This is a genomic window from Ruegeria sp. AD5 (genome assembly GCF_056542345.1).
Window position 1 is genome coordinate 104,101 of record NZ_JBQFZR010000005.1, and the last position, 12,781, is coordinate 116,881.

The 12,781-nt window shown below is 59.4% G+C and carries 12 protein-coding genes and 1 tRNA gene; 10 read left to right on the top strand and 3 right to left on the bottom strand.

From position 1 onward, the window contains the following. Position 1: 1 nt before the first annotated feature. Genes ACR0JG_RS19025 through ACR0JG_RS19045 form a run of 5 tightly spaced genes read left to right on the top strand, consistent with a single transcriptional unit; the run spans position 2 to position 4,364 of the window. A complete protein-coding gene (locus ACR0JG_RS19025) occupies positions 2-1,258 on the top strand; it encodes a nitrous oxide reductase family maturation protein NosD (protein WP_480571932.1) in 1,257 nt (418 codons plus the stop codon). Beyond that, the gene (locus tag ACR0JG_RS19030) at positions 1,248-2,141 is read left to right on the top strand and encodes an ABC transporter ATP-binding protein (protein ID WP_170398101.1); all 894 of its coding nucleotides are present in this window, start codon (positions 1,248-1,250) and stop codon (positions 2,139-2,141) included. Before ACR0JG_RS19025 ends, ACR0JG_RS19030 begins: the two co-directional genes overlap by 11 nt. Next, complete coding sequence (locus ACR0JG_RS19035) at positions 2,138-2,959, top strand: ABC transporter permease (RefSeq protein ID WP_170513553.1); 822 nt, start codon at positions 2,138-2,140, stop codon at positions 2,957-2,959. The genes ACR0JG_RS19030 and ACR0JG_RS19035 overlap by 4 nt, the downstream gene beginning before the upstream one ends. Continuing rightward, complete coding sequence (locus ACR0JG_RS19040) at positions 2,956-3,471, top strand: nitrous oxide reductase accessory protein NosL (RefSeq protein ID WP_480571935.1); 516 nt, start codon at positions 2,956-2,958, stop codon at positions 3,469-3,471. The genes ACR0JG_RS19035 and ACR0JG_RS19040 overlap by 4 nt, the downstream gene beginning before the upstream one ends. Next, complete coding sequence (locus ACR0JG_RS19045) at positions 3,468-4,364, top strand: FAD:protein FMN transferase (RefSeq protein ID WP_480571938.1); 897 nt, start codon at positions 3,468-3,470, stop codon at positions 4,362-4,364. Before ACR0JG_RS19040 ends, ACR0JG_RS19045 begins: the two co-directional genes overlap by 4 nt. Positions 4,365-4,391: 27 nt before the next feature. On the opposite strand, the gene ACR0JG_RS19050 is transcribed toward ACR0JG_RS19045, so the two are convergent. Continuing rightward, a tRNA-Thr gene (locus tag ACR0JG_RS19050) sits at positions 4,392-4,467 on the bottom strand. 160 nt (positions 4,468-4,627) lie between these two features. On the opposite strand from ACR0JG_RS19050, the gene ACR0JG_RS19055 reads away from it, so the two are divergent. From ACR0JG_RS19055 to ACR0JG_RS19070, 4 genes are all read left to right on the top strand, one after another. Further along, positions 4,628-5,821, top strand: a complete 1,194-nt coding sequence (locus ACR0JG_RS19055; RefSeq protein WP_480571941.1) for a YcaO-like family protein — start codon at positions 4,628-4,630, stop codon at positions 5,819-5,821. Next, positions 5,818-7,155 carry a TfuA-like protein gene (locus tag ACR0JG_RS19060; RefSeq protein WP_480571944.1) on the top strand — a complete coding sequence of 446 codons (1,338 nt, stop codon included), beginning with the start codon at positions 5,818-5,820 and terminating at the stop codon, positions 7,153-7,155. The genes ACR0JG_RS19055 and ACR0JG_RS19060 overlap by 4 nt, the downstream gene beginning before the upstream one ends. A gap of 12 nt (positions 7,156-7,167) precedes the next feature. Continuing rightward, on the top strand, positions 7,168-8,478 hold the full coding sequence (locus tag ACR0JG_RS19065) for a gluzincin family metallopeptidase (protein ID WP_170397993.1): 1,311 nt from the start codon (positions 7,168-7,170) through the stop codon (positions 8,476-8,478). Between the two features lie 137 nt (positions 8,479-8,615). Continuing rightward, complete coding sequence (locus tag ACR0JG_RS19070; RefSeq protein WP_170397991.1) at positions 8,616-9,536, top strand: pentapeptide repeat-containing protein; 921 nt, start codon at positions 8,616-8,618, stop codon at positions 9,534-9,536. 101 nt (positions 9,537-9,637) lie between these two features. On the opposite strand, the gene ACR0JG_RS19075 is transcribed toward ACR0JG_RS19070, so the two are convergent. Further along, positions 9,638-10,402, bottom strand: coding sequence for a nuclear transport factor 2 family protein (locus ACR0JG_RS19075; protein WP_170733793.1), 765 nt, complete (start codon positions 10,400-10,402; stop codon positions 9,638-9,640). 85 nt (positions 10,403-10,487) lie between these two features. Here ACR0JG_RS19075 and ACR0JG_RS19080 point away from each other — a divergent pair, with 85 nt between their 5' ends. Further along, positions 10,488-10,961 (top strand): winged helix-turn-helix transcriptional regulator, encoded by a 474-nt coding sequence (locus ACR0JG_RS19080; protein WP_480571948.1) that lies wholly within the window; start codon positions 10,488-10,490, stop codon positions 10,959-10,961. A 27-nt stretch (positions 10,962-10,988) separates the two neighbouring features. Here ACR0JG_RS19080 and ACR0JG_RS19085 read toward each other — a convergent pair whose 3' ends face one another. Further along, positions 10,989-12,758, bottom strand: coding sequence for an adenylate/guanylate cyclase domain-containing protein (locus tag ACR0JG_RS19085; RefSeq protein ID WP_170407986.1), 1,770 nt, complete (start codon positions 12,756-12,758; stop codon positions 10,989-10,991). Positions 12,759-12,781: the final 23 nt, after the last annotated feature.

Below are 12,781 nucleotides of genomic sequence, written 5' to 3' on the forward strand. Positions count from 1 at the left end.
CATGCGTTGGTCCCTGCTCATACCGCTCCTGCTCGGCTCGCCCCTTTGGGCGGCGGATTGGGATGTGCCCAACCGGGCAGGGGCCATCAACGAGATACTGGCGCAGGCGGCGGATGGGGACACCCTCCGCCTGAGCCCCGGCGTTTACACAGAAACGCTGGTTCTGGACCGGCCCGTCACGATTGACGGGCTGGGACAGGCCACCATCGACGGACAAGGCGAAGGCAGCGTCATCACCGTGACCGGGCCGGGTGTGACCGTGCGCGGTCTGACGGTGATCGGATCGGGCTCGGACCATGACGGGATCGACAGCGGCATCCAGTTGACCAAGACGGCCCATGCGCCGGTGGTCGAAGACAATGTGCTGCTGGGCAATCTCTATGGCATCGACATCCATGGGGCCAAGGACAGTATCGTCCGGCGAAACCGGATTGAAGGGCGGCAAGACCAGCGCATGAACGAGCGTGGCAATGGCGTCTATGTCTGGAACGCGCCGGGTGCGGTGGTTGAGGACAACGATATTCGCTATGGCCGCGACGGAATCTTTGTAAACTCGTCGAAGAAGAACACCTTCACCGGCAACCTGTTTCGCGATCTGCGTTTTGCCGTGCATTACATGTATGCCGACAATTCGGTGGTCAGCGACAACGTCTCGATCGGCAATGATCTGGGCTACGCGGTGATGTTCACGACCAATGTGACCGTGGCCAATAACGTCTCGATCGGCGACCGCGAACATGGCGTCATGCTGAACTACGCCAACAAAAGCACCATCACCGGAAACGTTGTGAAAGGTGCGAAAGAGAAATGCACCTTCCTCTATAACTCGAACAAGAACGAGTTCACTGATAACTGGTTTGAGGGGTGCGGCATCGGAATCCAATTTACCGCTGGCAGCGAGCGCAACCGCATCGTTGGCAATTCATTCATCGGAAACCGGACGCAGGTGAAATATGTCTCGACCAAATGGGTCGAGTGGTCCGAAGACGGACGCGGCAACTACTGGTCCGATTTCGCCGCTTATGATGTGGATGGCAACGGCATTGCCGATGCCCCCTATCGCCCCAATGACAGTATGGACCATGTGCTGTGGACCCAACCCTCAGCCAAATTGTTGCTCGGCTCCCCTGCCGTGCAACTGGTGCGCTGGTCGCAATCGGCCTTCCCGGCGTTGTTGCCGGGGGGCGTGATGGACAGCAACCCATTGATGCAAGCCCCTGAACCCCCAACTATGAAAAAGGTGCCTCATGACGGATAAGGCCCTGTCAATCGACCATGTTCTCAAGGACCGAGGGAAAACTCGCGTTCTTGACGATATCACCCTCTCTCTTGCCCCCGGTCAGCGCGTTGCGCTGCTGGGCCATAACGGCGCGGGCAAGTCGACGCTGATCAAATCCATCCTCGGCCTGACGCCGATCCATGGCGGAGCCATTCGGATCGGAGATGCCACCCCCGGCAGCGCGCAGGCGCGTCGCGAGACGGCCTATCTGCCCGAGGCGGTGTCATTTCATCCCGCCTTGACGGGGCGCGAGCAGTTGACCCTGTTTGCGCAGCTTTCAGGTGCAAAGGCCGACGTGCTTGGCCTGTTGGAGCGCGTTGGTCTCAGCGACGCATTGGACCGTCGGATCGGCACCTATTCCAAAGGCATGCGGCAACGTTTGGGTCTGGCGCAGGTGCTGCTGGGTCAGCCGAAAGTGGCCTTGCTGGATGAGCCGACAAGCGGGCTGGACCCGATTTCTCGGCAGGACCTGTACGCCATCATCGACGAGCTGGCTGCCCAAGGCACAGCCGTTCTAATCGCCAGCCATGCGCTGACCGAGGTCGAGGCCCGTACTGATCGCATCGCCATCATGCGCAAGGGCCGGATGGTCGCTGATGACACCCTGAACAATTTGTCGGCTCTGGCCGGTCTGCCGATCCGCCTGAAGGTGCGCGCCAGTGCCAATCCTGATGTGCTGGCCGCCGAACTGGGTGGCAACCGGATCAATGGGGCATCCGTTGAATTGCTCTGCGCACCCGAAGACAAGATGGAGGCGCTGCGCCGGATCGCCGGATTGGGCGACGCTGTAGCGGATGTGGAAATGACCCCGCCCAAGCTGGAAGACCTCTATCGCCACTACGCACAGGAGGATTTGCAATGACCCGCTTCCTCGCCATCACCCGCACCGAAATGCTGATCCTGCGCCGCAATCGCTGGCTGCTGGTCGCCACATTGATCATGGTGCTGTTCGCTTTGGCGCTGACCTTTGCGGGCAGCGCACCAACCGGCACGTTGGGAGTCGACATGCTGACCGTCTCGGTCGCGTCGATGACCACGCTGTCGGTCTATCTTGCGCCGCTGCTGGCGCTGATGATCGCCTTTGACGCCATCGCGGGCGACGTGGATCGCGGCAGCCTGTCGCTGCTACTGTCCTACCCGGCGGGGCGCGGAGAAATCCTGCTGGGCAAGTTCACCGCCCATCTGGCCGCATTGGCCTTCGCCATGACCATCGGTTTCGGCACCGCAGGCGCAGTGGCCGCCTTCTTTGGCGGCGCGGGTCCGGAAAGCCTGATGGCTCTGGTCCGCCTGATCCTCACATCTATCCTGCTGGGCGCTGTCTTTCTGGCGCTTGGATACTTGCTGTCCGCCCTGGCAAAGGGGGCCACGGCGGCGGCAGGTTTGTCGGCCGGGCTCTGGCTGGTTTTTGTCGTCCTCTATGATTTGGGCCTGTTGGGGGCCGTCGTCATGGACAAGGGCGGCACCTTCACCCAATCCGTCTTTCCATGGGTGATGGTGGCCAACCCGGCCGACGCATTCCGTTTGTGGAACATCGCCGCAACCGAGGGCGTTGCCATGGCCTCCGGCATGACCGGGGCGGCGCAAGCTCTGCCCGTTTGGGCCGCGCCTGCCTCGCTGCTGATCTGGCCGGTGCTGGGCTTTGCCCTTGCGCGTCTCGCATTTCGGAGAGTTGAGCCATGAGATACCTTGCCCTGATCGCTCTGGTCGCGTTGACGGCCTGCAAAGAAGAGGTGGCCGAAGCCCCCGACCCGGTTGATCTCACCCCGGATGCGCTGAGTTATTTCTGCCAGATGAACATCGCGGAACATGGCGGGCCCAAAGGGCAGATCCATCTGGAAGGCTATCCCGCGCCTTTGTTCTTTGCGCAGGTGCGCGACATGCTGGCCTATCTGAAAAGCCCCGAACGTGACGCCAAGATCACCGCTGTCTATGTCAGTGACATGAGCGTCGCACCCAGCTGGCGGCAACCGGGGATTTCCAACTGGATCGCCGCCGATGGTGCGACCTTTGTCGTCGGCGCCGATGTGGCCGGTGGCATGGGTGCGCGAGAAGTCGTGCCCTTTGGCGACCCCGCCGCGGCAGAGGCGTTCATTGCCGAATATGGCGGCGTCGCCCTGCCACTGTCTGATATTCCCGATGCCGAAGTGCTGGGCCCCGTCGATTTGAACCTCGCGCTGGAGACGCCCGCATGACCATTCTGACCCGCCGCCGTTTCCTGGCCATCTCAGCCGCCTGCGCCGCCGTACCCGCCGCTGCTGGCAACGTCGCCCAATGGCGCGGTATCGCGCTGGGCGCACCCGCCAGCCTGAGGCTGGAAGGCTCGACAGACGCACAGGCCGCGCCGATCTTTGCTGCGGTCGAGGCAGAGCTGAATCGGCTGGAGGATATATTCAGTCTCTACCGGACGCACTCGCAGATCAGTCAGCTTAACCGGATCGGCCACCTGGTCACCCCGGCGCCTGAGCTGCTGGAGGTGCTGAGCCTGTGTACCACGCTTCACGACGCTTCGGGCGGGGCGTTTGATCCGACGATCCAGCCGCTGTGGCTAGCACTCGCCAGTGGCGCGGCGGGGCCGCAGGTGGAACGTGCACGCCAGACGATTGGTTGGGACAAGGTTCACGTAAGCGCCGGTGAGATCCGCCTGCCGCATCCCGGACGCTCGGCGATTACCCTGAACGGAATTGCTCAAGGTGCGATCACTGACCGGATTGCCGCTTTGATGCGATCCTTCGATCTGCGCGATGTGCTGGTGGATATGGGCGAGGTCGCCGCCCTTGGCCAGCGGAGCAATGGCGAGCCGTGGCGCGTCGGGCTGGCCAAGCCCGACGGTGCTGTCGCCAAACGGATCACACTGCAGGACCGCGCCGTCGCAACCTCGGCCCCCGAAGGCACCATGCTGCAGGGCGATCAGGGGCATATCCTGAACCCGAAAGGGTTGGGTGCGCCCTATCAGGCTGTATCAATCTCAGCCTCGCAGGCAGCATTGGCAGACGGGCTCTCAACCGCCCTATGCCTGACCCCACGTGCCAAAGCAAACGCGCTGATATCGCGTTTTCCGGGCGCGCGTATCGAGATGAGTATCTGAACGCGGGTAAAGCTTGTCGTAAGGGGATGGTGCCTCAAGAGGGACTCGAACCCCCGACCTTGTCCTTACGAAGGACCTGCTCTACCAGCTGAGCTATTGAGGCGATGCGGAAGCTCGTTTAACGGCAGCGCGCGGGTCATGCAAGCGTGGATTGCCGGGCCGGTGCGCGGTTGACCACTACGCATTCATCCCGCATCCTGACGCCAACATGATCCGCCCGGCGGGTTACGGTGGTTTATCAGATATTTGGCAAGGTCATTTGGATGTCCGGGAATTCGCAGAAGTCTTATGTGCTAGACACCCACCGGCTGCGCGACCCGGAAGAGACCCTGGCCATCGTCAAACCATTCCTCAAGCAGATGGGCATAACCCGGATCGCCAACCTGACGGGACTGGACCGGGTTGGATTGCCGACAGTGATGGTGACGCGGCCAAACTCGCGCTCGGTCGCGGTGTCGCTGGGCAAGGGGCTGTCGCTGAGCGCAGCCCGGGCTTCGGGCGTGATGGAAGCGATTGAATCCTGGCACGCAGAGCGGATCGAACTGCCGCTACGGCTGTCCAGCTTTGCTGATCTGGCGGTGGAGTATGTGGTCGATGCCGACCGTCTGCCCAGCGTCACCGGCGGGCAGTTCGACCCTCATCAGGCGATACTGTGGGTGCTGGGGCGCGATCTGCCCTCGGGCCAGCCCTGCTGGGTGCCGTATGAGATGGTGGACACCGATTATACCACCTCGCCCGTGGCTGGGCAGCGGGTGTTTCCGCGAACGACAAACGGGCTGGCGTCCGGCAACAACCTGACCGAAGCCAGTTGCCACGCGATCTGCGAGTTGATCGAGCGTGACGCCACAACGCTGTGGCACCATCAGGGCGCAACCCCGCGTGTTAATCCCCGTACAGTGGACGACCCGCGTTGCCTTCAGGCGATGGAACAGATTTCTGCGGCGGGGCTTGATTTGGGAATCTGGGACACGACCTCGGACATCGGCATCGCCAGCTTTCGCTGCGCGATATGTGAGGACGGAGGCACCACGGGCCATATCGGCATCGGCGACGGCTGCCACCCGGATCGCGCCATTGCCCTACTGCGGGCGCTGACCGAAGCGGCGCAAACACGGCTGACCTATATCTCAGGGGCGCGGGATGATCTGGACCCGGAAGAGTTCTCGGACACTGCCCGGAACTGGCGCAGCGGATACATCCGCGAACTGATCGATGGCTCGGCGCCCATCGGTGATTTCACCGAATGCCCAACCTACGTGACCGGATCGTTCACGGATGACCTGTCTTTGTTGCTGGCGCGCCTGTCCGAGGCAGGCATAGATCAGGTGGTCACTGTTGATCTGTCGCGACCCGAAATTGACATCGCAGTGGTGCGCGCGGTGATACCGGGCTTGGAAGCGCCCCATGACGATCCCGACTTTGTCGCAGGCCCCCGTGCGCGAGCGGTGATGTCATGAGTGTGGTTGTCTTTGTCGGGCCGACGCTACGGGCCGAAGCCGTGCGCGAACATCTGAACGCCACTATTCTACCCCCGGTTCAGCAGGGCGATGTGTATCGGGCAGTGCGGGAAAAGCCGCGTGCGATCGGGATTATAGACGGGTATTTCGACGGGGTGCCCTCGGTCTGGCACAAGGAAATACTGTGGGCCTTGGAGCAAGGTATACCGGTCTTTGGCAGTGCCAGCATGGGTGCGCTGCGCGCGGCAGAGCTGGCGGATTTCGGGATGATCGGGATCGGCCAGATTTTTGAGGGTTACCTGAATGGTGCCATCGAAGATGATGACGAGGTAGCGGTGCTGCACGGCCCTCCCGAGCTTGGCTTTCCACCGCTGAGCGAGCCTATGGTCTCGATCCGCGCCACCATTGCGCAAGCCAAGACAGCGGGTGTGTTGTCGTCTGAGACGGGCGACGCGTTGCAGCAAAAGGCGAAAGACCTGCACTACCGTGACCGGGTTTGGGATCGCATCCTTGAGGGCGCTTCGGACCCGCAACCCTTTCAACGATGGTTGCCCGAGGGGCAGGTGGATGCGAAAGGGGATGACGCCCGCGCGATGCTGGCTGAGATGGCCCGCTTTCTGAATGCTGGAACGAATGTGTCAGACTCACATCGCACCGAACGGACGCTGGTCTGGCGTGACCTCTGCGCTCGTGTGGATGGGGAAGCCGCACAACAGGATAGCGAGGCGCGGGCGCTAGTGGATGAGCTGCGGCTTGATCCGGTTCTCTACGCGCATCTGCGTGATCGCGCAGCGTTAGGCTTGCTGTCTAAGGACGAGACCCGCCGACAGGGGTTGGACCCGGATAAAGACGCCGTGGTCAAGCAGATGACCGAACATCGGCTGGAGGCCCGGCTACCCCGCCATGCGGATTTGCTTGAATGGCTGGAAGAAAATGACCTGACCCTTGTGCAGTACGAGGCGATGCTGGCCGACAAATCCCGTGTCGATATCGCAATCCAAACGCTGGCCGAGACAATGGATGCCGCTTTGCTAGCCGAGCTTCGACGCTCGGGCGACTACAGCGCGTTGCGCGACCGGGCGCAGCGCAAATCGGCGCTGTTGCCGGATCAAAGCAACGCTGCAACCCGGACGCGCGCCTTGATCTGGTATTTTGAAACACGTCTTGACCAGAGGGTGCCGGATGATCTTGACTCCTACGCGATCGGGCTTGGCCTTGAGGGGCGCGATGCCTTGGTTGATTTGATTGCCGCCGAGTTCATGTTTTGCCAAGCTGGTGGCGATCCGGTTGACCAAGAGCCCGGATTGGCAGCCGGTCTGCACGCCGGCGGATAACGGGAGGGAAAATTGGCAATCTGGCCCGACTATTCAGAGAATGACCCCCCCGGCACGCGGTTCTTACTATATCCGCAATCGCCCTTTTTAGAGCCGAATTCCAAGCCCGAACTGGTCGAAATATCGGCCCCGCAAGGGACCATAGGCCCAGGCCCATCGGGCCCCCGCATGTATGCGATGTACCCGGTCGACAAAACGACCCCATATGGCGCGATGATCGAGGGTGAAGACGGCCCCGAGATGTATCTGCCCGCCTGGGACGGCTATATCCTGCCGCCGCCCGAGCCCGATGAGTTTGGCAATTTCATCCATATCGATCCCGAGGACCCGGCCTTTGAAGCCGCCCATCTGTTCGGAGCGGCCCATTTCACCATGGATGTGTGGGAGGGCTATTTTAATCGCCCGATCCCCTGGCATTTCGCGCGTGATTTCGAGCGGCTTGAGCTATCGTTGCTGCCAAGTCTAGATAACGCGCATATCGGTTGGGGATTTCTGGAAACCGGTGGCACTCGCGATATCGGTGACGAATACCGCCCCTACAGCCTGAACTTCGATGTGGTCGCGCATGAGATCGGCCATGCCATCATCTACAGCGTGGTCGGCATGCCATCCGAAGAGGATGCGACCGGCGAATATTATGGGTTCCATGAATCGGCGGCCGATATGGTGGCGCTGTTGGCGTCGCTGCATTTCGGCTCGGTCGTGGATGAATTGCTGAAAAACACACGCGGCAACCTTTATACTTATAACCGGCTGAGCCGCTTTGCCGAGCTGTCGCAGAACTCGCAAATCCGGATCGCCGCCAATGACCGGACGCTTTCTGAATTCTCGCATGGATGGTCCAGCGAACACGCCCTGTCGGAACCACTGACCGGGGCGATGTTCGATATTCTGGTCGATATCTACCACGAACGACTGGTAGCACATGACGTGATCGACCCGGAGATGGAGGAGCTCTCGGACGAGTTGGAAGGGACCGACGAATACAATGCGATCATGCAGGACCTGTTCGACGAACATTACGCAGCCGACCCCGAAGGCTTTCGGGTTGCCCTGATCGAAGCGCGTGATTTGCTGGGGTCCTATCTTGCAGATGCGTGGGAGAAACTGGACCCCGATATGCTGAGCTACTTCGGCGTTGAACGCGCCTTGGTCATGGTCGATCACGAGGTCACCGGCGGCGCATTCCGGCAGATTATCGAAGGCAATTTCCGCATGCGCCACATCGGATTGACAGCGCCCGGCCCCCGTTTGACCAAGCCCGACGGCACGAGCCATGCCGCGTCGGTTCGTACGCTGTCACCCGAGGTGAATGAACCTTAAAGTCTTTGTTTTTCCCCCGCTATTGTGGCAGGTTACGCGCACGGGGTGATAATAGTGACATTCAACGCGCACTGAATGCGCAAACCGGGACAGGCGAGGCAATCGGCAGCGTCGACCCCCGATAGGGAGAAAGTGATATGTCTGAGTCCTTACTCAGTTTTTCCGAGGTATTACTGTTTGGGCGAGAGTTAAGTGATTTAAAACTGAAACAACGCTCGGTCCGGTTGGCCGAAGAGGTTGAGGAAGACTACGACTTCAGTAAGAAATTCACCAAAATCGACGGCGTACATGTCCGGGAAGACGATCGTGTTCTGGTCCAGGTCGGGGATGCGGCAAACGAAAAGTCCGGAATCTACAAGGTCATCAAGGACGGCGACAAGTTCAAGTTCGACAAGCGGAAGAAGGTTCCGCACGACTCGTTTGTCTATATACGCCGTGGACGTCAGTTCAAGCATACCCACTGGCAGCAGATCGCGAACCGGCACTCGGAACAGCTGTTCATCGAACAGGATGGCCGCCGGAGGGGTCGCGGCGTCAATAATTTCATCGGGGACCAGTTCGGAGGCGATGCACGACTGGCCCGGATTTACGGCTTCGCCTATGACGGCACCTATTACGAGATGCCGGAGCCCACGATCTTTCTGGTGCATGGCGAAGGCGAGAGCGCGACGGGTGGCAACCTGCCCCATGGCTTCAAGCTGCAGACCAGCAATGACGCTAACGCGCCGGACACCACACAACAGGCCGCACGCGCGCCGATGAACCCCTCGGTTTCGGGCGTCGCGGCAGCGGATTACCAGATGGCCAATGATATTCGCGTCTGGAACTACGATCAGGCCGATTACACCATCCGCATGGATATCGCAGCCGGTCAGATCGAAGACGTGCTGCTGGACGTCTATTTTGAGTATGACGCACCGATGATGTCCGGAGCCAAGGTCTCGGGCGCCAAGGTGAGCGGGGCCAAGGTCTCGGGCGCCAAGGTCAGCGGGGCCAAGGTGTCCGGTGCTAAGGTGTCAGGTGCCAAAGTCAGCGGCGCAAAGGCACGTGGTGAATAGGACGGCTGAAATGATCCTGACCTATTGACGTTTGGTTTTATTCCGACGTCTGCTTTAGGTAGGCGGGCCATTTATGCCTGACCCGCCATACCTTTCGAAGATCAGAACTTGCCGTTTTCGTGCGCCATTTCGGCTGGCGTAGGCGAAACTACGTCCCAATGTTCAACGATCTTTCCATCTTCGACTCGCCATAGGTCGAAGAAGGCCCAAGGGTTCCCGCTGACGGTGGCATCTGAGGCGACAAAAACAAAGTTGCCTTCGGCCACCACAATCTGCGGCTCGAATTTGGTGATCACATTCCCCTGCTCTGCCCAGGCTTTGGTGCCCTCGATCAGGCCATCGATCCCATCGGCAAGCATTGGATTGTGCTGCATATAGACCTCGGAATACATCGGAGCTTTCTCGGGCGCGGCACCGCCCAGAACGTCACGCACAAACCCCAGAACCAGCGCCTTGTTTTCTTCTGTTTTCTCAAGATCGGTGATCTCGGTCGGCCCATCTGTCATGCCACGGCCCGACACTGTTGTTTCAGGAACGGGCTGCAAATTGTCCCAATGTTCAGCAACTTTGCCATTCTCGACGCGGAATATGTCAAAGGCGGCGAGGGTCGGTGCACCAAAAGCGTCCGCGTTGTCGAACGTGCTGTGCAATACAACCATATCGCCCTCGGTGATGACCCGGTGGGTAGTTGCAGTCATCCCGGATTGTTCGACCAAAGGGATCAGGCCGGCCAGGCCTTCGGCTCCGGTCGGGACTTGCGGGTTGTGCTGAATATAGTCCGGGGTAACGAGCTGTAGCGCTGCTTGCGGGTCATGTTCAGCAAAGGCAGCCGTAAAAAGTGCGATTACAAGTTCTTTGGGGGACATGTTGATTTCCTGTGATTCGTATCTACTGGATACGTGGTAGCAAATCCATACTACATTTCAATTACGTACTTTAAAATGACCTGGTATGCTTGAAGCTACTGCCCGAATTTTCAGGGAGTTGTACCGAGGCCAACGTAACGCTATTGTGCGATTAAGTTTCGAAACAATACCAGAGATTGATATGCTACCAATTGGTGTTGCCAACAAGGCAGAAGCTTCCAACTGCTCAATCCGTTCCGTACTGTCCAATGTGACGGGCAAATGGCGGATGATCATCATCCTTGCGCTGGAGGATGAGCCGAAACGCTTTGGCGATCTCAAGCGCTGTATCGGAGACATCACACAAAGTGTGTTGACCGAAAACCTGCGCGGATTGCAACGTGATGGTTATTTGACCCGCACCGTCGATCCCGGACCGCCAGTGGCAGTGTCTTATGAATTGACACCTTTGGGCAGAAGCCTGCTTGAAATGCTGAAACCGCTCGTCTTCTGGTCGCATGAACAAATGGATGAAGTCAGGCGACTACGCATGGAGTTCGACCGCGAACAGGCGAGTTGATTTTCATAGGCAAGATCGGGCAGCAGCTCAGAACCCGGCCTTTTTGAGCCCCTCGACAAAATGCTGTGTGTCGTCGGACAGGCGGTCTGGCTGAACCTTGGCCCAGCGCGACAATGAGAAATTGGGATGCGCTGCGCGGTGTTTGTCGGCGATCTGGCGGGCCATTTCCAGCTCGCCCTTATGGGCATAGCTGGCGGCCAGCACGCGCTGCCCCTCGGTCGGGTTGTTCATCTTGTTCACGCATGAGATCACGTCGTCATAGCGTTTGAGATTGTAATAGGCCCCGCCCAGATGCCACAGGTACTGATCGGGGAAATAGGGGTTCAGGCGCATCGCCTGCTGCAGATGTTTGATGGCGGTTTCGTTGTCGCCCCAATGGGCCAGCGCATCGGCGTAGTCCGAATGCATGTCCGCATCGTTGGGGTTAAGCTGCAGGGCGCGTTTGTAGGATTCGATCGCCGAGTCATGCTCTTTGCGATAAAGCTGCACATAGCCCAGCTCTCCAAACCCGCGCGCATCTGTGGGGTCAAGCTCCACCGCGCGCTGAGCCAGCGACAGGGCCTTGTCCAGCGCGCTGTTTGGGTCTTCGGTCCATGAATAGCGCCAATCGATGTTGAGCGTGCGTGACAGCGCCGCCGCGGCCCGTGCATACCCGCCGTCGCGCTCAAGCGCGGATTCGTAGCAATGCTGCGCCTTGCGGTTGTCGTTGCGGGTGTATTTGAAAATATGGTGCTGCCCCTGCAGAACCGAACCATAAGCCCGCAGGTCTGACGGGATTGCCTGCACCATGCGCAGCTTTTCATGCGACTCGATCATGACTGCGGTGGCGGCAACGATGCACTCGGTCACCTCATCCAGGATGTCGAAGATATCATCGAGCTTACGGTCGAACCGTTCACCCCAGATGGTGCGTTCGGTGTTGGCGTCGATTAGCTCGGCCGTGATCCGGATACGACTGGACGAGCGGCGCACACTGCCGCGCGCGATATAGCGCACGTTCAGACGCCGAGCGGCTTCTTGCGGCGACATCGACTGGGTCTTGAAGAAGAACGAGGAATTCCGGGCAATGATGAACAGGTTCCGGAATTTGGACAGGTTCATGATGATGTCGTCGGTCAGCCCTTCGGCGACCCAGCTGTCATCTTCATCCCCGCCTTGGCTGGTAAAGGGCAGCACCGCAACCGACGGGTTATCGGGCCTTTCAAGCACTTCCAGCTGCATCTCAGGACGTAGGGTTGCGGCCATTGTTGCACCCTCGACCTCGGTTCGGACACAATAGGTCGCGACCGGAGACATGATGTTCTTGAGCTGCTTGGGACCAAGGAATTCATAGCCATAGCGCAGGCGGTTACGGATCTGTTCATAGACGGCTGCGCTGACATAAACCCGTTCTGGCTCGGCAATCTCCTGCAGGCGGGCAGCGATATTGACGTTGTCACCGTGGATGCCGCGTTCGTCCATCAGAACTTCGCCCATGTGAACGCCAGCGCGAAATTTGATGTTGTGCTCGTCATCCCGCGCCTGATTATGTTCCGCAGCGATCCGATGCAGTTCGATGCTGAACTCTACTGCACTGGTCGCCGTGTCGAATAAAGCAAGGATGCCGTCACCGCGCACTTCGATGATTTTGCCCTGATACTTTGAGCAAGCCGATTCAAGCTGCGAAAGCAAAGACTTCAACGCGTTATACGTATCCATCTCGTTCTCGCTCATCAGGCGGGAATAGCCGACAACGTCGGCAAAAAGCACCGCGCCTAGTTTCTGTTTTATTGATGCGTCCGAACCGGTCGTGTTCACTGGCAATACTCAATTGTGTTGTC

Bases quoted from the DNA above. Each gene is read 5' to 3' on its own strand.
- ACR0JG_RS19025 (WP_480571932.1), top strand. From the start codon at position 2: ATGCGTTGGTCCCTGCTCATACCGCTCCTGCTCGGCTCGCCCCTTTGG.
- ACR0JG_RS19030 (WP_170398101.1), top strand. From the start codon at position 1,248: ATGACGGATAAGGCCCTGTCAATCGACCATGTTCTCAAGGACCGAGGG.
- ACR0JG_RS19035 (WP_170513553.1), top strand. From the start codon at position 2,138: ATGACCCGCTTCCTCGCCATCACCCGCACCGAAATGCTGATCCTGCGC.
- ACR0JG_RS19040 (WP_480571935.1), top strand. From the start codon at position 2,956: ATGAGATACCTTGCCCTGATCGCTCTGGTCGCGTTGACGGCCTGCAAA.
- ACR0JG_RS19045 (WP_480571938.1), top strand. From the start codon at position 3,468: ATGACCATTCTGACCCGCCGCCGTTTCCTGGCCATCTCAGCCGCCTGC.
- ACR0JG_RS19055 (WP_480571941.1), top strand. From the start codon at position 4,628: ATGTCCGGGAATTCGCAGAAGTCTTATGTGCTAGACACCCACCGGCTG.
- ACR0JG_RS19060 (WP_480571944.1), top strand. From the start codon at position 5,818: ATGAGTGTGGTTGTCTTTGTCGGGCCGACGCTACGGGCCGAAGCCGTG.
- ACR0JG_RS19070 (WP_170397991.1), top strand. From the start codon at position 8,616: ATGTCTGAGTCCTTACTCAGTTTTTCCGAGGTATTACTGTTTGGGCGA.
- ACR0JG_RS19075 (WP_170733793.1), bottom strand. From the start codon at position 10,402: ATGTCCCCCAAAGAACTTGTAATCGCACTTTTTACGGCTGCCTTTGCT.
- ACR0JG_RS19080 (WP_480571948.1), top strand. From the start codon at position 10,488: ATGCTTGAAGCTACTGCCCGAATTTTCAGGGAGTTGTACCGAGGCCAA.